Origin of the sequence: Nostoc sp. DedQUE05 (assembly GCF_034530955.1) — a bacterium.
Classification (GTDB): Bacteria; Cyanobacteriota; Cyanobacteriia; order Cyanobacteriales; family Nostocaceae; genus Nostoc.
Map to the genome: position 1 here is coordinate 1 of NZ_JAVRCB010000013.1, position 20,276 is coordinate 20,276.

General features: G+C 44.1%; 20 protein-coding genes. 14 read left to right on the top strand and 6 right to left on the bottom strand.

Going from position 1 to position 20,276, the window contains the following annotated elements; translation table 11 throughout:
* The 7 genes from RMZ42_RS11510 to RMZ42_RS11540 form a co-directional block, all read left to right on the top strand.
* A partial coding sequence (locus RMZ42_RS11510; protein WP_322671562.1) for a hypothetical protein occupies positions 1–239 on the top strand: 239 nt, incomplete at its 5' end.
* The gene (gene pgmB / locus RMZ42_RS11515; protein ID WP_322671563.1) at positions 172–3,225 is read left to right on the top strand and encodes a beta-phosphoglucomutase; all 3,054 of its coding nucleotides are present in this window, start codon (positions 172–174) and stop codon (positions 3,223–3,225) included. The genes RMZ42_RS11510 and pgmB, both read left to right, overlap by 68 nt.
* Before the next feature lie 348 nt (positions 3,226–3,573).
* The gene (locus RMZ42_RS11520; RefSeq protein ID WP_322671564.1) at positions 3,574–4,923 is read left to right on the top strand and encodes an ATP-binding protein; all 1,350 of its coding nucleotides are present in this window, start codon (positions 3,574–3,576) and stop codon (positions 4,921–4,923) included.
* 183 nt (positions 4,924–5,106) lie between these two features.
* Complete coding sequence (locus RMZ42_RS11525; RefSeq protein ID WP_322671565.1) at positions 5,107–5,544, top strand: Rrf2 family transcriptional regulator; 438 nt, start codon at positions 5,107–5,109, stop codon at positions 5,542–5,544.
* Positions 5,545–5,637: 93 nt separating this feature from the next.
* A complete protein-coding gene (locus RMZ42_RS11530) occupies positions 5,638–6,030 on the top strand; it encodes a pentapeptide repeat-containing protein (protein ID WP_322671566.1) in 393 nt (130 codons plus the stop codon).
* Between the two features lie 97 nt (positions 6,031–6,127).
* Positions 6,128–6,616, top strand: coding sequence for a DUF2243 domain-containing protein (locus tag RMZ42_RS11535; protein ID WP_322671567.1), 489 nt, complete (start codon positions 6,128–6,130; stop codon positions 6,614–6,616).
* 200 nt (positions 6,617–6,816) lie between these two features.
* On the top strand, positions 6,817–7,422 hold the full coding sequence (locus tag RMZ42_RS11540) for a DUF4129 domain-containing protein (RefSeq protein ID WP_322671568.1): 606 nt from the start codon (positions 6,817–6,819) through the stop codon (positions 7,420–7,422).
* A 233-nt stretch (positions 7,423–7,655) separates the two neighbouring features.
* Here the strand turns inward: RMZ42_RS11540 and RMZ42_RS11545 are convergent, their stop codons facing one another.
* Positions 7,656–8,936 carry an aspartate aminotransferase family protein gene (locus tag RMZ42_RS11545; RefSeq protein WP_322671569.1) on the bottom strand — a complete coding sequence of 427 codons (1,281 nt, stop codon included), beginning with the start codon at positions 8,934–8,936 and terminating at the stop codon, positions 7,656–7,658.
* 381 nt (positions 8,937–9,317) lie between these two features.
* Positions 9,318–9,536 (bottom strand): hypothetical protein, encoded by a 219-nt coding sequence (locus RMZ42_RS11550; protein WP_322671570.1) that lies wholly within the window; start codon positions 9,534–9,536, stop codon positions 9,318–9,320.
* Positions 9,537–9,661: 125 nt separating this feature from the next.
* Between RMZ42_RS11550 and RMZ42_RS11555 the strand changes: the two genes are divergently transcribed.
* Positions 9,662–9,844 (top strand): hypothetical protein, encoded by a 183-nt coding sequence (locus RMZ42_RS11555; RefSeq protein ID WP_229458098.1) that lies wholly within the window; start codon positions 9,662–9,664, stop codon positions 9,842–9,844.
* A 132-nt stretch (positions 9,845–9,976) separates the two neighbouring features.
* The gene (locus RMZ42_RS11560; protein WP_322671571.1) at positions 9,977–10,993 is read left to right on the top strand and encodes a potassium channel family protein; all 1,017 of its coding nucleotides are present in this window, start codon (positions 9,977–9,979) and stop codon (positions 10,991–10,993) included.
* 300 nt (positions 10,994–11,293) lie between these two features.
* Here the strand turns inward: RMZ42_RS11560 and RMZ42_RS11565 are convergent, their stop codons facing one another.
* From RMZ42_RS11565 to lysA, 3 genes are all read right to left on the bottom strand, one after another.
* Positions 11,294–12,043: an isoprenyl transferase gene (locus tag RMZ42_RS11565; protein ID WP_322671572.1), complete on the bottom strand. Its 750-nt coding sequence runs from the start codon at positions 12,041–12,043 to the stop codon at positions 11,294–11,296.
* Positions 12,040–12,963, bottom strand: coding sequence for a diadenylate cyclase CdaA (cdaA, locus tag RMZ42_RS11570; protein WP_322671573.1), 924 nt, complete (start codon positions 12,961–12,963; stop codon positions 12,040–12,042). The genes RMZ42_RS11565 and cdaA overlap by 4 nt, the downstream gene beginning before the upstream one ends.
* 102 nt (positions 12,964–13,065) lie before the next feature.
* Positions 13,066–14,463, bottom strand: a complete 1,398-nt coding sequence (gene lysA, locus RMZ42_RS11575; RefSeq protein ID WP_322671574.1) for a diaminopimelate decarboxylase — start codon at positions 14,461–14,463, stop codon at positions 13,066–13,068.
* Between the two features lie 92 nt (positions 14,464–14,555).
* Between lysA and rimI the strand changes: the two genes are divergently transcribed.
* The 5 genes from rimI to RMZ42_RS11600 all read left to right on the top strand — a co-directional run bounded on the left by rimI (position 14,556) and on the right by RMZ42_RS11600 (position 19,924).
* Positions 14,556–15,107 (top strand): ribosomal protein S18-alanine N-acetyltransferase, encoded by a 552-nt coding sequence (gene rimI, locus RMZ42_RS11580; RefSeq protein ID WP_322671575.1) that lies wholly within the window; start codon positions 14,556–14,558, stop codon positions 15,105–15,107.
* Between the two features lie 576 nt (positions 15,108–15,683).
* A complete protein-coding gene (locus RMZ42_RS11585) occupies positions 15,684–18,152 on the top strand; it encodes an ATP-dependent Clp protease ATP-binding subunit (RefSeq protein WP_322648268.1) in 2,469 nt (822 codons plus the stop codon).
* An 84-nt stretch (positions 18,153–18,236) separates the two neighbouring features.
* Entirely contained in the window at positions 18,237–18,509 is a 273-nt protein-coding gene (locus tag RMZ42_RS11590; RefSeq protein ID WP_322671576.1) for a hypothetical protein, read from the top strand.
* Between the two features lie 473 nt (positions 18,510–18,982).
* A complete protein-coding gene (locus tag RMZ42_RS11595) occupies positions 18,983–19,186 on the top strand; it encodes a hypothetical protein (protein ID WP_322671577.1) in 204 nt (67 codons plus the stop codon).
* Between the two features lie 516 nt (positions 19,187–19,702).
* A complete protein-coding gene (locus RMZ42_RS11600; RefSeq protein ID WP_409882227.1) occupies positions 19,703–19,924 on the top strand; it encodes a ferredoxin-thioredoxin reductase variable chain in 222 nt (73 codons plus the stop codon).
* A 5-nt stretch (positions 19,925–19,929) separates the two neighbouring features.
* Here the strand turns inward: RMZ42_RS11600 and RMZ42_RS11605 are convergent, their stop codons facing one another.
* Positions 19,930–20,151, bottom strand: coding sequence for a hypothetical protein (locus RMZ42_RS11605; protein WP_322671578.1), 222 nt, complete (start codon positions 20,149–20,151; stop codon positions 19,930–19,932).
* Positions 20,152–20,276 lie beyond the last annotated feature (125 nt).

A 20,276-nucleotide genomic window follows, 5' to 3' on the forward strand; every position in this document is an offset into this window, starting at 1 on the left:
ATCCACCTCTGAACTCCGTTAATCCACCTCTGAACTCCGTTAATCCACCTCTGAACTCCGTTAATCCACCTCGGAACTCCGTTAATCCACCTCAAATACTCATTAACGGAGTTCAAAGACTCATTCATCTAGCTCAAAGACTCAAAATCCCGATTCCCCACTCGCCAACTTATGCAAACAAAAGGTCGTTCTCGCCATTTTATCTACACAGACTGGATATTAATCGAAACCCAGTTTGACCCTGAGCAATTGCACTCCAAAGAAACCGTCTTTACAATCGGCAATGGATACCTGGGAACAAGAGGCAGTTTCGAGGAAGGTTATCCTCATGCATTGCCAGCTACTTTTATTCACGGTGTCTACGATGATGTGCCTGTAGTATACACCGAACTGGTAAATTGCCCTGACTGGCTACCCTTGATAGTAATTGTAAATGGCGATCGCTTCCGTCTCGATCGAGGTGAGATATTGCGCTACGAGCGCCAGCTTGATTTACGCCAAGGACTACTTTTGCGTGCCTTGCGTTGGCGCTCTCCCAGTGGGAACACCATAGACATCAGCTTTGAACGCTTTGCTAGTCTTGCAGATCCGCACGTGTTGGCGTTACGCTGCCATTTAACACCAATAGATTTTGAGGGGTTAATCGAAGTTCAAGCTAGCATCAATGGCTATCCAGAAAATCAGGGTTTCAATCACTGGGAAGAATTAGATCAGGGCAAGACTAACCAAGGAATCTGGTTGCAACGCCGCACGCGCAACTCTCGAATTGAACTCGGTATGGCAGCTAAGTTGACAATATTAGGCACTGAAGCATCTTTGCAAGTCAATACCGCACCTGGTTATCCTACCTTGAGTACAACCTTCTTGGCGAAAGCGCAGCAGACCGTAACGGTGGAAAAACTCGTGACCGTTTTTACCTCGCGGGAGATTGAAGCACCAGTTCCAGCAGCTCGAGAAAAACTCGCACAGCTGCCAGATTATGCAACATTACTAAAAGCTAATGAGCAGGCATGGAATGAGGTTTGGCAGCAAAGTGACATCCTGATTGAGGGGGATAGTACAGCTACTTTTGCTGTTCGCTACAATCTGTTTCAACTGCTGATTGCTGCCCCACGGGATGATGACAGGGTGAGCATTCCCGCTAAAACCCTTTCGGGGTTTGGCTATCGCGGTCATATTTTTTGGGATACAGAAATTTTTATGCAGCCTTTGTTTCTGTTTACCCAACCAGCGATCGCCCGCAACTTACTCAGTTACCGTTGGCACACCTTACCAGGAGCTAGACGCAAGGCAGGCCATTACAGTTATAAAGGGGCAATGTTTGCCTGGGAAAGTGCTGATACCGGAGATGAAGTGACACCACGTTGGGCTATTGGTAGTGATTTTTATGGGGAAGACGTGCGGATTTGGTGCCGCGATCGCGAAATTCATATCAATGCAGATATCCCCTACGCAGTCTGGAACTACTGGCAAGCCACTGGCGATGATGACTGGATGCAAAAGTGCGGCGCAGAGATTATTTTAGATGCCGCGCTCTTTTGGGGTAGTCGAGTCGAATTCAATTCTGAGCGATCGCGGTATGAAATTCAGGGAGTAATCGGAGCGGATGAATACCATGAATTAGTCCACAACAACGCCTTTACAAACCGGATGGCGCAATGGCATCTAGAGAAAGCGATCGCCGTCTATAATTGGTTGGCTGATAAATTCCCCGAACGAGCTATCGAACTAGAACAAAAATTAAAGCTGACCCCAGAGGAGCGATCGCACTGGCAAGATATCGTCACCAAAATATTGTTTTTCTATGACCCATCAACAGGACTAATCGAGCAGTGCGAGGGATTTTTCCAATTGGAAGATATCAACTTAGCAGATTATGAACCACGCGATCGCTCCATGCAACCGATCTTAGGTATTGATAAAACCAACAAATCTCAAGTACTCAAACAGCCAGACGTATTAATGCTCCTATATTTAATGCGGGAATCAGCAGATTTTCCCTATAACGAAAAAGCATTGCAGACAAACTGGGACTACTACGCACCCCGCACTGATATTACTTATGGTTCGTCCCTTGGCCCAGCAGTTCAAGCCATTTTAGCTTCCGATTTGGGCAAATCAACTGAAGCTTACGAACAATTTATGCGGGCGTTAATGGTGGATCTTGAAGATAACCGAGGTAATACCAACGACGGAATTCACGGTGCTAGTGCTGGTGGAATTTGGCAAGCTGTAATTTTTGGATTCGGCGGCATCCAATTAACTGAAAATGGCCCTGTAGCCAACCCCCACCTTCCCCCTGGCTGGACGCGCTTAAAGTTTAAACTGCACTGGCGCGGGAAATGGCACGACTTTGATTTGCATTGGGAATTGAGCATGGAGCATGGGGCATTGGGCATGGGGCATGGGGCATGGGGCATTGGGCATGAGGAGAAGGGAACAAGGAGACAAGGAAACAACGCAGATAACGCAGACAACCAATTCTCAATGCCCAATACTTCTCTGCGAGACGCTACGCGAACGACTTCGCTCAGTACAAGTGCCCAATCCCCAATGCCCAACATCCAAGGATTCATCTTCGATTTAGATGGTGTGCTAACAGATACAGCAGAACTTCACTATCTCGCTTGGCAAAAGCTAGCTGATGAAGAGGGTATACCGTTTAATCGAGAAGCTAACGAAGCTTTGCGGGGCGTATCCCGTCGTGCTTCTCTGATGGTGATTCTTGGGAATAGAGCGTATTCGGAAGCACAAATCGAGGAGATGATGGAGCGTAAAAATCGCTACTATGTGGAATTGATCCAAAACATGACATCCCACGATTTGTTACCAGGTGCGATCGCCTTGTTGGATGAACTGCGGCAAGCTGGTATTAAGATCGGTATTGGTTCAGCAAGCAAAAATGCCCAGACTGTGATTGAGCGATTGGGCATTGCTGATAAAGTAGATGCGATCGCTGATGGTTATAGCGTACAAGAACCCAAGCCAGCACCCGACCTCTTTCTGTACGCAGCCAAGCAGCTAGGAATCGAACCAGCGCAATCTGTGGTTGTAGAAGATGCCGCAGCCGGTGTTGAAGCCGCTCTCGCTGCTGGGATGTGGGCAATAGGACTTGGCCCTGTTGAGCGAGTTGGAGCCGCTCATATTGTTTTACCCAGTCTAGAAGGTATTAAATGGGCAGACCTTCGAGAGCAATTGAGTAATATTTCCAAACGAAAACATTAAATATAGCAAGGGACTGGGGACTGGGGACTGGATGAAAAGCCTTTTTGTGTCTAAGTTGTATCGTGTCTGTTGATGTCCTAACCACCAAGGCTTGTGCTATAAACGAGAGTTGCTTGATTACTTACAGCAGATTTCCAGGAAGATGAAATAGACAAAGATTCGTCTTAAAGCCAGGTATAAAGTATGTTTTACTCCTGAATTCTGCTGTATTCAGTCCTAATCAGCCCAAAGAACTAAAACTACCTAAAACTACATTGAAATTACTGATAGCTGCTAAACTCCAAAAGCTAATATCGTCTAAGTAGGGAATCTAAAACAAACTCCACTTTAGAAATTAGGAGCAAGAGCGTGAATTCGGACGATTTAGCTTTGCAGATAGAGAACATGCGTAAGCGCGTCGCCCTCTTGCAACGCCAGAACGAACAGCAAAAAGCACAAGCAGATATTCAACTCGTTACCGCAGTATTCAAAGAAGTTTACCTGGCTTTGGAAGAACTTCAACTAGTAAATGAAGATTTAAAGCAGCAGAATGAAGAATTATCCAAAACTCAACAGGCTTTGGTAGCAGAAAGTCAACGCTACCAAGAATTATTTGAGGAAGTCCCAGACGCTTATTTTGTGACTGATACAAAAGGGATAATTCAGGAAGCTAACTCAGCCGCTACCACTCTGCTTAACATTTCTAAAAGTTCATTGTTGGGCAAATCCATAGGGATTTTTGTGCTTGAGAAAGAAATAATTGCTTTTCATTTGAAACTAACTCATCTGCGCGATCGCGCTCAATTCCCAGACTGGAAAATGCAAGAATGGGAAGTAAACCTACGACCGCGTGACAAAACACCTATTATTGCTGCGGTTAAGGTGGTTGCTATCCGCGATCGACATAGTGAGTTAGTTAGTCTGCGCTGGATATTGCGGGATATTAGCGAAAGCAAGCGAACGCAAGCCAAGCTGCAATGGGCAGAACAGGCGATGCGACAAGCGCTTGCTAAAGAAAGGGAGTTTAGCGAACTGAAATCCCGCTTGCTCACCATCACTTCCCATGAGTTTCGCACCCCTTTGGCTACCATCCACTCTTCTGCGGAACTACTAGAACATTATCGCCACCTCTGGAGCGAACAGCGACAACAGACTCACCTGCGTCGCATTCAAAAATCAGTTATGCATATAACCCAGTTATTGGATGATGTATTAGTGGTGAGTCAGGATGAAACAAGCAAGTTAGAGTTTAATCCAACACCGATAAATTTAGTGGAATTTTGCCGCGATTTATTAGAAGAATTACAACAGAGCGATCGCTCACAACATGCGATCGTTTTTAGCAGTGAGTGCCAATGCACAGAAGCTAATTTAGACGCGAAACTACTGCGCCAAATCTTGAGTAATTTATTCTCAAATTGTCTAAAATACTCTCCCATTGGAAGTACAGTTAGGTTTTCTGTAACCACTAGCAACGAGCAAGCTATATTTCAGACTCAAGATTCTGGTATTGGCATTCCTGCTTCTGACATTGAACACATCTTTGAACCGTTCCATCGCGCTAGTAATACAGCCAATATCCCAGGAATGGGATTAGGGATGTCCATTGTCAAGCAGGCTGTAGATTTACACGGCGGCGAGATTACAGTTGAAAGTGCGATCGATGTGGGAACTACCTTTACAGTTATTCTGCCATTTTCAAGAAATTTCCATGTATAGCTAATCAATCACTTTTATTTATCGAATTTAAAAACAAAAGTAATTGCTTGTATGCTAGAAGGTCTTTAAAGTGGAGTAAGCCGGTCAACAATAGGTTGATTGTAAAGTTTTTCTTCGCAGTAGCTTAGGGAAACAAACTCAAAGACTTTGTATCTTTAAATATGAGCTTAAAATATTACGCCTGTGGTAATCTCTAACAAATCAGAATACGCACTTCTAGCCCTGTTAGAGTTAGCAACCTGCTACCCTAACGGTGAAGCCCTACAAATTCGAGAGATAGCGGCATTGCAAGACATCCCGAACCGCTATTTAGAACAACTCCTAGCGACATTAAGACGTGGAGGTTTAATTAAGAGTATACGCGGAGCCAAAGGTGGCTATGTTCTGGCACGAGATCCCGGAAAAATTACAGTGTTGGATGCTTTTAGCTGCATGGAAGGGTCAGATATTGTTGTCTCTCCTTCTGAGCCGACTCCTAATACAGTAGAAGGTGAGCTAATTCAGGAAGTTTGGCAAGAAGCACGTCAAGCTGCTAACTCTGTTTTAGCAAAATATACACTCCAAGACCTTTGTGAACGAAGATCGATCCGACAACAGAAGGAACTAATGTATTACATTTAGGAAGTATAATTACTAGTTCGTAATTCGTAATTCGTAATTCGTAATTAAAAGGGGAAGATGAAAGTAAGAACGAGCAATCTGTGACGCTGTTATATGCCTGAAGTCAATTTTCAACAGCCGATAAATAGTGCCGCTACTCTCGTGGAGAGTTATGCAGCAGGAAAACGGAACTTTAGTAAAGCAGAACTGGGTAATGCTGATTTGCAAGGCATTAACTTGAAAGGATCTGACCTAAGTTATGCTGACTTGAGTGAAGCTAACCTGAGTAACGCTAATTTGAGGGGAACTGATTTGAGCTTTGCCGATTTGAGTCAAGCTAATCTGAAGGATGCCGATCTTAGGGGAGCATTATTGATGTCAGCGAATCTCCGCCAAGCCGCTCTTAAAGGAGCGAACCTGGAAAATGGGTGCTGCGATCGCAGCACCCATTTTCCCCAAGATTTCGACCCAGTGAAAGCGGGTATGCAGATTAAATTTGAAGATTAATTAATTTAAGTTGAGCGATCGTACTGGCCTCAAGATAGAAGATATTTCTCTCAAAAGAGTTGTATTTTGGTAAAAAAGCCTATCTATGAGGTTGACAATGGAGGCAAAAAGTGAAACCCTCAACCGACGCGCACCACTAATAACTGCTGGAATTTTTCTTGGTGTGGGTCTTGGAGGGTTTATTGATGGAATTTTACTGCATCAAATCCTCCAGTGGCATCACATGCTCAGTAACATTAGGCCTCTGACAAATAGGGCGAATATAGATTTGAACATGGTGTGGGATGGATTATTTCATACCTTGGATTGGGTATTCACCGTGGCAGGACTTGTGTTACTATGGCGTGCCGGAAGACGTGATGATGTTCCTTGGTCATCACAAACCTTTATTGGATCGATACTGATTGGGACTGGGTTGTTCGACTTTATTGAAGGTTTAATTGACCACCAAATTCTCGGTGTCCATCATGTGAAACCAGGCCCAAATGAGTTAGCTTGGGATCTAGGATTTCTGGCATTCGGTGCGCTACTTGTTCTCATCGGCTGGCTAATGATAAAAAAAGAGTCAAGAGTCATTAGTCATTAGTCATTGGTCATTGGTCATTGGTCATTGGGTATTGGGCATTGGGCATTGGGCGTTAGAGTGCTGAGTTAGGAGTTAGGAGTTAAGAGTTAAGAGTTTTGTTTATCTCCTTGTCCCCTGCTCCTCTGCCCCCTGCCCCTCTGCTTCCCTGCTCCAACTCATTACTCATTACTCATCCGCTCCCCCACTCCCCACTCCCTCCTATGACAGATACTTTTGAAAAAACTAGCTGGAGTTGGCATTTGTCTCAATTCCAACAACAAGCGGGTGAATGGTGGGAATACCAGTTTTACCGCTTTGAACGGGCTTTACCAGAATTGCCTACTGGATGGTCAATTAGCCCAAGGCTTAGTGAATTGCTGAAATTCTTGTTTTGGCTGGTACTGGGATTATTTGTAGCGTGGGTGGGTTGGCGATTATGGCGAGAATTCAGTCCCTATATATATTCTTGGCTAAATAGAAGTGGCAATCTCACTGATTTTCGCGTCAAAACTCGCTCCAATGAGTCATCCATAGCCCTTTTGTTGGAGCGATCGCAAGAATTTTACCGTCAAGGTAACTACCGTGAGGCTTGCCGTTGTGTTTATTTAGCGATGTTGCAGCAGTTGGATAAAAATGCGATTGCACCCCACAAACTCAGCCGTACTGATGAAGAATATTTGCAATTGCTGCGATCTTCTGTGACTTCCATACAGCCTTATGAAACTTTAATTACTACTCACGAGCAATTATGTTTTGGTAATGCTGAGATTTTGCCAGACAATTATGAGCAGTGTCGGCAAGCTTATCGAGAAATTTCCCCAGAATGAAAAAGAGACGTTGCATTGCAACGTCTCTACACAAAACAAACAATATTTTATATGAAGAATTCAGAACTCAGGAGTCAGAATTCAGTATGAATTCTGTACGAGTGGGTGACGAATATTGGTTAAAAGCGAGTGGAATAGTGGGCGGAAAAAATTAAAATATTCTCGCCTTAAAACTCTATCTCTTTATGGGTTGAGTATTCACCAATTCTGAATTCTGTATTCTGACTCCTGTTTTATTTGGTGAGAATTGCGATCGCCTTGTCCACGGCTTGCAAGGCAGTATTGACTTCCGCCTCTGTAACAATTAACGGTGGCACAAACCGGACTACTTTTGGGCCGGCTGGTACCAACAATACACCCTCCTTGATGGCAGCATTAACGACATCGGCTGCGGTTATCTCGATGTCGGCTCGTAACTCCAAACCGTTGATTAAACCCCAACCCCGAACTTCGCCAATGTGCTGAGGATATTTCGCTGCGATCGCCTTCAATCCAGTTCGCAACTGTTCGCCCCTGTCTTGCACATTCTGCAAAATATTTTCCCGTTCCAATGTCTGGCAAACACTGAGTGCCACACCACACACAAAAGGATTTCCGCCAAAAGTGCTGGCGTGTTCCCCTGGTTGAAAAACATCGCAAAATTTCTTGCTCATCATTGCACCGATGGGGACACCTCCACCTAAGCCTTTGGCACTGGTGAAAATATCCGGTTCAACGCCGAGATGCTCGTAAGCCCATAATTTGCCGCTACGTCCCATACCAACTTGCACTTCGTCGAAAATCAACAAAACGCCAGTTTCATCGCAAATTTGCCGGAGCTTTTTGAAATAGGCAACGTCTCCTGGACGTACACCGCCTTCTCCCTGCAATGGCTCGATCAGAATTGCTGCTACCCGATAATCGCCTTCATCCAACTCGCTAATCGCTACTTCCACAGCGTTAATATCGTTGTAATTTACGTAGTGGAACCCAGGAACCAAGGGATCGAAGTATTTTTGATACTTCGGTTGTGCTGTAGCGGTAATGGTTGCCAAAGTCCGTCCGTGGAAACTGGCATTGGCGGTTAAAATAATCGGTTTTTCAATGTCTAATACTGTGTGAGCGTATTTCCGCGCCAGTTTAATTGCGGCTTCGTTAGCTTCAGCACCAGAGTTGCAGAAAAATACGCGATCGGCACAGGAACGATCGACAAGCCATTTTGCCAATTCACCTTGCTCAGGAATGTAATACAAATTAGAGACATGGTGCAGCTTTTGGATTTGGCGTGTTACCGCTTCTACCATCGCTGGGTGGGCATGTCCTAAAGTACAAGTAGCAATTCCCGCTACAAAGTCCAGATATTCCCGTCCCTGCGTATCCCAAACTTGGCATCCAGCACCCCGTTCTAGGGCTAAGGGAAACCGGGCGTAGGTAGACATGACAGCTTCATTAAAGCTATCTGTATCAAAGGGACTAGATGCTGACCCTGAATCTGGGGGGATGGTGGCTTGGTCAACGAGAGTTTGTAGGCTCACTACCGCTCCTCCTGAAAGTTTTTCATTATATAGTTATTTACTAGTTTCCTAGAAATCCCTAAAAAATACTTTTTATTTAGCACAACTCGTACTTCTTCTTAAACTAACGTTTATATGACCTCAAAGGCCTGGTGGTGGTGAAAAAAACTTTGTACTCAACACTTGAGCAATTTAAAGCCACAGATCCCCGACTTTTTAAAGAAGTCGGGGATCTTCTCGATCGCGATTGACCCAGTAGCCCAACAACCATTTCAAGGTGCATCTTAGCTTTGTGCAAATTCAGCTAGGTTCTCTTGGTCAAACCTATCGGGGTAAGCCATTCTCGTACCTTCCAAGGTTATTTTGATGAGTGCTGCTTGCTCATCTGTGGGTGAATTCATTTCATCTCATCCCTTCAAAAAATTGAATGGCGCTAAGTCCAGGAGATTTTAATCCCCTTCCTTCTCTTAGCTGCCCAAGTGCTAGCTGAGGGAATGCCATCAGAGAAGTAAGGTAGCTGACTTTGTATGCCGCACTGCCTGTAGGTTTAACACCGTATCGACGGCATAAGTCACGTAATTCTGGGATGGTTTTGATTTCTAACTCGGAACGCGTGAACATAAAATAGAGTTACCTCTTGTAAAAGTGGTATCGGTAGGTAACAACTTTTCCAGGGATGATACCTACCGATTTAAACTCTATTTCCTTGTATACATCAAATCAAGCCTTATTTATATCTCTCAACAATGCCTAACCCCAAGGGTAACCCTCAAAATTTTGAATCATCTCAACCAAGTAGAGAGTTAACCGATAATCTGAGTTTCCGGGTTACTAAGGAAATGAAGGAAGAGGTGAAAGCACAAGAAGACCCTCCAGAATTCTGTAGACGCGCTATCCAAGAAGCACTAGATAAGAAAAAAGGTAAGTAGTCCTGAGTTATTGGACTATTAGTATAGATAATTTTAAAGTTAGTAGAAAACTAGAAAAAGTAGGCTAAAAATACTATTTTTACCTCATTCTCAACACTTGAGCAAAAATATCAACGTATCCAAAAAGAGTTGATGGCTGGGGCGATCGCTCTTGGTGGTGTTTTCTTGATTGGCACTTTGTGGTACTGGTTAGTGGAGGGCTGGTCATGGGAAGATGCAGCTTACATGACAGTTATCACTTTGGCGACTGTGGGATACGGAGAGACGCAACCACTCGGTAGTCGAGGACGATTGTTTACAATTGCCCTGATTTTGTTAGGTGTAGTCAATATCGGTTACATTGTCAATAGATTTACAGAAGCGATTATTCAAGGGTACTTTCAAGAAGGAATTCGGCTACAACAACAGAGGCGGTTAATGGAATCCCTATCAGAACATTACATCATCTGTGGATTTAGTCGGACTGGTCGGCAAATTGCCAAGGAATTTCGGACAGAAGGTGTAGCTTTTGTAGTAATTGATTCGGAGACAGAATCAATCCAAAGGGCGCAAGCTGAAGGTTATACAGCATACCAAGGTGACGCTACATTAGATGACACACTCCTAAAAGTTGGTATTGAACGGGCGATGTGTATTGTTGCAGCCCTTCCCTCTGATGCTGAAAATTTATACATCGTCTTGTCAGCAAAAACGCTGAATTCAGGAATTCGGGTGATCGCACGGGCAAGTACAGAAGAAGCTTTGCAGAAGTTACGACGCGGTGGTGCAGATGAAGTGATATCCCCCTATATTACTGGCGGGAAACGCATGGCTGCTGCGGCTCTCAGGCCCCAAGTATTGGATTTTGTAGATGGGATTTTGACTGGTGCAGACCGCCAGTTGTATATGGAAGAATTTTTACTCGACCCTGCTTTTTGTCCTGTTGTGGGTCAAAGTTTGCAAAAGGCGAGATTGCGATCGCAAACTGGAGCATTGGTTCTGGCAATTCACCGTGTTGATGGAACTTTAATCGGTGGCCCCACTGGCGATACGATTTTAATGTCGGGAGACAGACTAATTGGTATGGGTACAGCAGAGCAATTGCGTAGCCTGAATCAAATTCTCGGCCCAATGAATTCCAAGAAACTGCGACGACCGAAAAATAGTTGATTTTATTTAATTACTTTTTTATCCCAATTAGGTATTGGTTGTATAGCACAAGCCTTCGTGGTTAGGACATTAACAGATGATAAAACTTAGACACAACAAGACTTTTCACCCAATCCCCAGCAATGCACTGAGCTTGTCGAAGTGTCACCAGTCCCCAGTCCCTTGCTATATAAATAAGTTGGCACAAGAAAACCAAACTATGTGAAGAAAGATAAACTAGACTAAAACCCTTTTTCCTCCTGCCTGATGCCAACGACAAATTTTTACGCCGACCTACTTAGTCTAATTGCGTAAACAGATTTAGACTTTCCCAAATCGCCGCTCCCGTTGCTGGTAGGCACACAAGGCACGATGAAATTCGGCACGGTCAAAATCGGGCCAGAGAGCATCGGTAATATAAATTTCTCCATAAGCCATTTGCCAGAGAAGAAAATTTGAGAGGCGGATTTCTCCACTGGTGCGAATTAACAAATCTGGGTCAGTAATTCCGGCTGTGTACAAGTGGCTCTCAAACACCTGTTCATTAATTTCATTGGGTTGTAGCACACCTTGCTGGACAAGCTTAGCGATCGCCTGACAAGCTTGTAAAATTTCTTGCCGTCCACCATAATTAGTTGCCACGGAAAACCGGATACCGCGATTATTCTTAGTTTCTTCCATTGAACGAGAAATTTCTTGTTGAAGCGATCGTGGCAGGTCTTGCAAATTCCCTACAAACTTAATTTGAACATTTTCTTCGACCATTTCCCGCAGTTCTTGGCGCAAAACTCTTTGAAATAGAGTCATCAAAAAATCTACTTCTTCCTGCGGTCTTTTCCAGTTCTCTGTTGAAAAAGCATAAGCTGTCAACGCCTGAATTCCCCAATCCTGACAACAGCGAAGTAAATCCTTGAGAGCATCTACTCCTCGCTTATGACCCATAATTCGGGGTAGACCCTGACGTTTAGCCCATCGACCATTACCATCCATAATCACCGCAACGTGCTGCGGCAATAATTCTCGTTTTAAATCGGTAGGTAAATCTTGCAGTTTAGTTTGTTGTAGTGTCATTTTTTATCTCGAGAAGCGGTCGATGGTAATCTGAGTAAACGTGAAACCAGTGCTAGTGTCTTCCCACCTATCCGACGAACAAAACTCAACAGACCAGGAGCAACAGCTTCCCTATCCACGGTTGGAGACAAAACAGCCTCTAATGACTCTTTCAGTTTCCTATTCGTCAGCGGTCTATTTAGGGTTCCCCGTTCCGCTAAGGAAATAGAACCCGTTTCTTCAGAGACAACGACACAAATGCAATTTTCGACCCGCTCAGTAATTCCCATTGCTGCCCGGTGGCGTGTTCCCAGCTGGCGCGAGGCTGTGCGTCCCGAAAGTGGTAAAATTATACCTGATGACACAATCCGTGAGCCACGAATCAATGTCGCTCCATCGTGTAACAAAGTTTTTGGCTGAAAAATTGTCTGGATTAGTTCTTTAGAAACTTCCGCATTTAGCTTTACTCCTGGCACAGAAAAATCTCGCTCATCAATTGGCCCTGTGGTTTCCACAATTAGTAAAGCTCCAATGCGGTTTTTTGACAATTCTTTAACAGCCTCAACAATTTCATCAATTACGCTATCAGATTTGGGGATTGCCAGACGGTCGGGTTGAAACAGCTGGCGGAATTCGCCACGCCCCAATTGCTCCAAAAACCGTCGAAACTCTGACTGTAGAGCAACTGCCATCGCCACAGCACAACCAATCACCAACTTTTCTAGTACAAAACTTAGCAGAGGTAGTCCGAATCTGCCACTGAGTGCTGAGGCTAGCATTAAGATAATGAATCCCCGCACCATCCATAGTGTCCGGCGCTCACTAATAATAACTAGTATCATGTACGTCAGCGCCAGCACTAAGACAATATCCAGAGTCCCAAGTAGCAAGGACTGTGACCACCCCAGGTTTGTCAGCCATTGCTTCCACCAATCTCTCATGACATCTGGATTAAACTTTTGCCTCTAATTTACAGTTGGTCATTTGTCATTTGTCCTTCGTCATTTGCAAATGACTAATGACTAATGACCAAAGACAAATGACTATTTCTTGAGTCTTTCTGGTAGGCGATCTTGTCGAATTAAATCTTCATAAGTTTCACGTTGCAAAATTAAATTTGCTTCGCCATTTGCCACTACGACAGCTGCCGGTCGAGGCAAGCGGTTGTAGTTAGATGCCATACTGTAATTGTACGCACCAGTTCCCATAACTACGAGAATATCCCCTGGTTCAGTCTTTGGGAGTAGAGCATTTTTAATCAGAATATCTCCTGATTCACAATGTTTACCAGCAATTGTGACTGTTTGGGTTAAAGGTGAAGACATTTTATTGGCAACTACTGCCCGATAAACTGATTGGTAAGTAATCGGTCGGGGATTATCAGACATTCCCCCATCGATCGCTACATAGGTACGAATTTCTGGGATAACTTTGGATGAACCAATAGTATAAGCAGTGACGCAAGCTGTGGCAATTAGCGATCGCCCCGGCTCGCTAAGTAATTTCGGCAAAGGCAGATTTTCGGCCGCACAAGCTGCTTGAATTACTTCACAAATTGCCTTCACCCACTCTTCAATGCTAGGGGGATCGTCTGATTCTATATATTTAATCCCTAAACCGCCACCAACATTTAACTCTGTAATATTTAAACCAAACTTAGCAGCATCTCGCAGCCATTGCACCATAACGGCGGCCAAATCTTGATGTGGTTGGCGCTCAAAAATTTGGGAACCAATATGAGCGTGTACCCCTACGCAATTAAGGATAGGTTGTTGACTGACAAAACCAAACACCTCATCTAAATCGTTGGGATCAAAACCGAATTTGCTATCTAAGTGTCCCGTGCGAATATATTCGTGAGTGTGGCACTCAATACCGGGAGTTAACCGTAGCATGATGCGGATTGGTTGAGCAGGTTGGGCTATTTCGACAAGGGTACGCAACTCATACCAATTATCCGCCACAATGGTGACATCAGACTCGATCGCTAAAATTAATTCTTCACGAGATTTATTATTTCCATGAAGGTAGATTTTATTGGGACTAACACCCGCTTGTAGGGCGGTGTAAAGTTCGCCTCCGGAAACTACATCAATTCCCAGTCCTTCAGATGCGGCGATCGCACAAACAGCTAAACAATTCCAAGCTTTTGAGGCGTACAATACTTGAGATTCGCCCTTGTAATATTGCTTGAAAGCATCTCGGTATTGCTGACAAGCCGAACGCAGGGTTTCTTCATCTAAAATATATAAAGGTGAACCAAACTGCTCAACTAGGGTTGTGACATCACACCCACCAATTTCCAAGAGGTCATGATGATGAACTCTGGCAGTCAAGGGTAAAAGTTCTTGATTAGGCGAAGGATTTGCACTGGTGTCGTGTCTTTGAGGTAAATATTGACTTCCAGAATGTTGAACCCCAGTGGGGTGAGTCGATACCATAACTATAAAAGTTTTCCTTGTTCAAATTACGGGCTTTGAGTTCGTCTCCCGATTCCCAGTTTACAAAGGGTTTGTAACGTTATTCAATAAATGTGATCGCATTAGACTTAGAAATTAAATTACTGACATTAGAAAATCTCAGTGCTATCCTGGAACTCGATCGAGCCTGTTTTGGCGGACTTTGGACTCTGGAGGGCTACAAACGAGAATTGGATAGTCCCAACAGCGATTTACTCGGTTTATTTTCTTCCTCCTCCAGCACAAGTTTGCTAGGAATGGGTTGCTTTTGGTCAATTTTAGATGAAGCGCACATTACAATTTTGGCGGTTCATCCTCAATATCACCGTCAAGGTTTGGGTGCGGCTTTATTATATTCACTCATTAAGACAGCTTGCGATCGCAAAATGGAGCGAGCTACCCTCGAAGTCCGAGCTTCCAACTTGGCGGCAATATCTTTATATCAAAAATTTGGCTTCAAAACAGCTGGGCGGCGGCGGCGTTACTACCAAGATAACGATGAGGATGCTTTAATCCTTTGGCTCCCAGATTTACAACACCGCAAATTTAAAGCAACTTTAGACCAATGGTATTCCATTGTCAGCGATCGCCTCGAAAAATCCTCTTGGCACTTGCTTTTTAAGTAAGTCCGCGAGAAGATTTATAACTATATTATTGCGTTCGCCCCTGGCGTTCCCGTTGGCTACGGAGCAAAGAAAAGTGAAGCAATTACATGGGTTTTGAAGGTTTTACATTTTGTTATATAGTTAGCTTTATTTCTGCCTACCTATTTAGTTGGGTATGAGTAATTTTGGATTATTAGGGCTTGCGATCGGCTTCAGCAAAAAAATGTAACTTTGTCGCACCTATTTTTATTTAAATATTTTATCTAAAACGTAAATTATATAAATAAATCGTATATTAATTATTTTTGCTTGATATTAAAAAATACATATGTTAAATATAAATGTTTGGGATTGAGTCAAAAAACCCTTAATTTAAACGGTCAACTATTTGTAATAAATCCCAATAAATCCCAAAAACGCTGGTAAAGTAAAGCTCCTCAGTACACTAGCAAGATAGAAGTAGTCAATAGTTAACAATTAGCCCATCAACCCAAGTCATAGGTTCAGGATGTCTATAATCTGTTATACAGGCATCCAAAAGCTTTGCCTGTGCTAAAATCAGCATACCGGCACGACCGCAGATGATGGGATAAAGCCATGTTTGAGCGCTTCACAGAAAAAGCCATTAAGGTAATCATGCTGGCCCAAGAAGAGGCCCGCCGTTTAGGTCACAACTTTGTCGGAACCGAGCAGATCCTCCTGGGTCTGATTGGCGAAGGCACTGGAGTGGCTGCTAAGGTGCTGAAATCAATGGGCGTCAATCTCAAAGATGCCCGAATTGAAGTTGAAAAAATTATAGGACGGGGATCGGGCTTTGTTGCCGTGGAAATTCCGTTTACGCCACGGGCGAAGCGAGTTTTAGAACTTTCCTTGGAAGAAGCACGCCAACTGGGGCATAACTACATTGGCACCGAGCATCTGCTGTTGGGCCTAATCCGCGAAGGGGAAGGCGTCGCAGCCAGGGTGCTAGAAAACCTCGGTGTGGATCTATCTAAGGTAAGAACCCAAGTTATTCGGATGTTGGGAGAAACTGCCGAAGTTTCACCAGGCGGTTCATCCGGGCGCACAAAAACCCCGACTCTGGATGAATTTGGCTCAAACCTGACCCAAATGGCAATAGACAATAAGCTCGATCCGGTGGTAGGACGCGCCAAGGAAATTGAGCGAGTGATCCAGATATTGGGTCGCCGAACCAAAAATAACCCAGTGCTGATTGGGGAACCAGGGGTTGGTAAGACTGCGATCGCTGAAGGTTTAGCTTCACGCATTGCCACCAAAGATGTCCCTGACATCCTCGAAGATAAACGCGTCGTCACCTTAGATATTGGTTTGCTCGTAGCAGGAACCAAGTATCGAGGTGAATTTGAAGAACGCTTGAAAAAAATCATGGATGAAATCCGCTCGGCGGGTAATGTCATTCTCGTGATTGATGAGGTACACACCTTAATTGGTGCGGGTGCAGCAGAAGGTGCTATAGACGCAGCAAATATCCTCAAGCCAGCTTTGGCCAGAGGTGAGTTGCAGTGCATCGGTGCTACAACCTTGGATGAATACCGGAAGCACATCGAGCGAGATGCAGCGCTAGAGCGACGTTTCCAACCAGTAATGGTTGGCGAACCTACAGTTGATGAAACAATTGAAATTTTATATGGTTTGCGCGAACGCTACGAGCAACACCACAAACTGAAAATCTCCGACGAAGCATTGGTAGCGGCGGCGAAATTGTCAGACCGTTACATTAGCGATCGCTACCTCCCAGATAAAGCCATCGACTTAGTTGATGAAGCTGGTTCTAGGGTGCGCTTGATTAACTCCCAACTGCCACCCGCAGCCAAAGAGTTAGATAAAGAACTGCGTCAGATATTAAAAGAAAAAGATGATGCAGTGCGCTCCCAAGACTTCGATAAAGCTGGAGAACTGCGCGATCGCGAAATGGAAATCAAAGCCGAAATCCGGGCGATCGCTCAAAGCAAGACCAATGCAACTGGCACAGAACATGAAGAACCTGTAGTTACAGAAGAAGACATTGCTCACATTGTCGCTTCCTGGACTGGAGTACCGGTGAACAAACTCACCGAATCTGAATCTGAAAAGCTGTTGCACATGGAAGATACCTTGCATCAGCGTTTAATCGGTCAGGATGAAGCTGTCAAAGCAGTTTCACGAGCAATTCGTCGCGCTCGTGTCGGTTTGAAGAATCCCAATCGACCCATAGCTAGCTTTGTCTTCTCTGGACCTACTGGTGTAGGTAAAACCGAGTTGGCGAAGTCCTTAGCTGCTTACTTCTTCGGTTCCGAAGAAGCGATGATCCGCTTAGATATGTCCGAATACATGGAGCGTCACACCGTCAGCAAGCTGATTGGTTCCCCTCCAGGTTATGTTGGTTATAACGAAGGTGGTCAGCTGACCGAAGCCGTGCGGCGGCGTCCTTACACCGTGGTGTTGTTCGACGAAATCGAAAAAGCGCACCCCGATGTATTCAACATGCTGCTGCAAATTTTGGAAGACGGTCGGTTAACTGATGCCAAAGGTCGCACGGTGGACTTCAAAAACACCTTGCTGATTTTAACTTCCAATATTGGTTCTAAGGTAATTGAAAAAGGCGGTAGCGGTATCGGCTTTGAATTCTCCGAAGATGCCAGCGAGTCAACTTACAACCGGATTCGCTCTTTGGTGAACGAAGAACTCAAGCAGTACTTCCGTCCAGAGTTCCTCAACCGACTCGATGAAATTATCGTCTTCCGTCAGTTGAGCAAGCCAGAAGTGACCCAAATCGCCGAAATTATGCTCAAGGAAGTATTTGGTCGTCTCACTGAAAAGGGTATCACCTTAGAAGTTAGCGATCGCTTCAAGGATCGGTTGATCCAAGAAGGTTACAGTCCCAGCTACGGCGCGAGGCCATTACGTCGGGCAATTATGCGCCTGTTAGAAGATAGCCTAGCAGAAGAAATTCTGTCTGGTCGTATCAAGGATGGCGATACAGCCCTTGTTGATGTGGATGAAAATGGCGTTGTGCAAGTTAGTTCTCAACAGCGTCGGGAATTGTTACCCCAAGGCGTTGAGTAAGATTTAGGGTTTAGGATTTTTTAGATTAGATCCCAAATTAAAAAACGGTAGAGTATTAATTGCTCTACCGTTTTTTGTTTGAATATGTCTAATGCAGACGAAGAATACCGCGTTATTCCCCCACAAGATCCAATGAAGAATAAGTGGGAATTTATGGAAGTATGGATAGATGCAAGTCATTCCCTTCCATATGTTCTTTTATTGCTTTGCGACAGTGAAGATAACTGTCAGATTTATGATCCGGCACAGGGTTATAAAGTTGTATTTTCTACTAATAACTATGATGAAGCCAAGTTATATTTACTAGAAGATGAGTTTGAATCAGTTCAAGGTAGGATGTTAGCTGCGGAATTATAGCGGTTCTTAGTTGGGTGCAATACGCTTGATTATTGGGGAGTCCGAAACCATAATTCAGGAAAACTTTATATTCTGACTCCTGACTCTAAGCTGTGTTAGGTATATTTTGGTTCTTGGCAACTTTTGGCGATCTAGGTTGGGGTAAGGCAGAAGGCAGAGGGCAGAAGGCAGAAGTCGGAAGGGTAGAAGTAATAAATTCAAGCTTTGAGTTTGTTTAAGCTAGCAACTAATATACTTTGCATTTCCTCGACCTCATTCAATAGGGGAGTGAAGTTGTAGTTGCCGCTATTCCAGCGACTGAGGAGGTAATCTTGATAAGAGTTGAGAAGGCTCAGACCTTGGTCGATATTTGAGAGAAGCGATCGTAACGGGACAACTCCCCCCTGCTTTAAAAGCGTATTATCAGCAGCATTTGCACAAGATGATTCCCCCCCAACTCGCCAAGTCTTAAGAGGGAATTAAAATCATCTGTATTGAAGAAGTTAGCACAAGTTTCATCAGTCGTATCAGCAGAAAGCATTGCTAGTACAATTGATGCTGATGAATACGATGTTGAAGAAATTCTAGAAAATTGCCGTGAGTTTTTAACACTCCAGGAAATTGATGGAGAAATCCACTACAGTCTTTATCATTCCAACTTCCGCGATTTTTTAAGCAAGCAAGTAAATTTTGGTTAGACTCTATAATGCTTCGGTATTGAGTCAAATAAAGACCTAACCCCCAACCCCTTCCCTTATAGGGAAGGGGAGTAAGATTCAAAGCCTCTCTCCTAAGAGGCGAGAGGTTTGGAGAGAGGTCAAATTCTACAGCATACAAAGGAGCGATCGCAATCACCAAGCATCTGCCATAGACGAAACATTCGTGAGAGAGTTGACCTGGGGAACATCCTAGCGTCAAGATAAAAGGGTTGGATATCTTGTCAAAGTACTAAGCACATCCGATATCGCCTGATTTTCTTTCATTTCCCTGCTTTTGGGTTAAAGAGAAAGGCTATGGGCGATACTTATTAACGTGGCAAAAAACAGAAAAAAGTACGCGCGGATTGCTAAGACGTGCCTGGACGCAGAGGGTTAAGCCGTTGCACCCCGATGAAGCGTCAAGAAATAGCTGATTAAATCAAATTCTAAGCGATTTAATCATATATTTTGTAGCAGATACTTGTGGAAAAGAAAATGCTAGGTGTAAATGTTGTTATGAAAGTTGGCGATCGCGTCCGCGTTAAAGATTCGGTAGTGGTGTATCATCATCCTGAACATCGGAATCAGCCTTTTGACATCAAAGGTACAGAAGGCGAAGTTACAGCTATTGCCACCCAATGGCGAGACAGACCAGTAAGCGCTAATCTACCGATTGTAGTCCAGTTTAGTAAAAAGTTTAAAGCCCATTTACGTGAAAACGAATTAGAAGTCATCTAAATCACTTATCGGCGGCGAAACCACTGGAAAATATTCAGTTCGCCGCGCATTCTTTTAAGTTCTTGGCGGTTTTGTTCTGCTGTTGTATAATACCAATCACAATAACGCTGAAACTCCGATCGCGACCGAACTTCATGGTAGAACTCATGGGTTGTTTGGTAAGAGGCAAAAGCTTCTTCAACTTGAGGTTGAGCAACTGGAATAATATAAGGTAAATTTTTTGACATAAAATTAAGAGTCGTAGAGACGCGATCGCGTCTGTTTTGAATTGAGATAATTACCGCACTTCTTAATTAATAACTCATAATTCCTGTACAGAGGCGATTAATCGCGTCTCTCCTAACTCCTAACT

Excerpts from the sequence above, each read along its gene's own strand:
- pgmB (WP_322671563.1), top strand. The coding sequence starts at position 172 with ATGCAAACAAAAGGTCGTTCTCGCCATTTTATCTACACAGACTGGATA.
- RMZ42_RS11530 (WP_322671566.1), top strand. The coding sequence starts at position 5,638 with ATGCCTGAAGTCAATTTTCAACAGCCGATAAATAGTGCCGCTACTCTC.
- RMZ42_RS11535 (WP_322671567.1), top strand. The coding sequence starts at position 6,128 with ATGGAGGCAAAAAGTGAAACCCTCAACCGACGCGCACCACTAATAACT.
- RMZ42_RS11540 (WP_322671568.1), top strand. The coding sequence starts at position 6,817 with ATGACAGATACTTTTGAAAAAACTAGCTGGAGTTGGCATTTGTCTCAA.
- RMZ42_RS11550 (WP_322671570.1), bottom strand. The coding sequence starts at position 9,536 with ATGTTCACGCGTTCCGAGTTAGAAATCAAAACCATCCCAGAATTACGT.
- RMZ42_RS11555 (WP_229458098.1), top strand. The coding sequence starts at position 9,662 with ATGCCTAACCCCAAGGGTAACCCTCAAAATTTTGAATCATCTCAACCA.
- RMZ42_RS11560 (WP_322671571.1), top strand. The coding sequence starts at position 9,977 with ATGGCTGGGGCGATCGCTCTTGGTGGTGTTTTCTTGATTGGCACTTTG.
- RMZ42_RS11565 (WP_322671572.1), bottom strand. The coding sequence starts at position 12,043 with ATGACACTACAACAAACTAAACTGCAAGATTTACCTACCGATTTAAAA.
- cdaA (WP_322671573.1), bottom strand. The coding sequence starts at position 12,963 with ATGAGAGATTGGTGGAAGCAATGGCTGACAAACCTGGGGTGGTCACAG.
- lysA (WP_322671574.1), bottom strand. The coding sequence starts at position 14,463 with ATGGTATCGACTCACCCCACTGGGGTTCAACATTCTGGAAGTCAATAT.
- RMZ42_RS11585 (WP_322648268.1), top strand. The coding sequence starts at position 15,684 with ATGTTTGAGCGCTTCACAGAAAAAGCCATTAAGGTAATCATGCTGGCC.
- RMZ42_RS11590 (WP_322671576.1), top strand. The coding sequence starts at position 18,237 with ATGTCTAATGCAGACGAAGAATACCGCGTTATTCCCCCACAAGATCCA.
- RMZ42_RS11600 (WP_409882227.1), top strand. The coding sequence starts at position 19,703 with ATGAAAGTTGGCGATCGCGTCCGCGTTAAAGATTCGGTAGTGGTGTAT.
- RMZ42_RS11605 (WP_322671578.1), bottom strand. The coding sequence starts at position 20,151 with ATGTCAAAAAATTTACCTTATATTATTCCAGTTGCTCAACCTCAAGTT.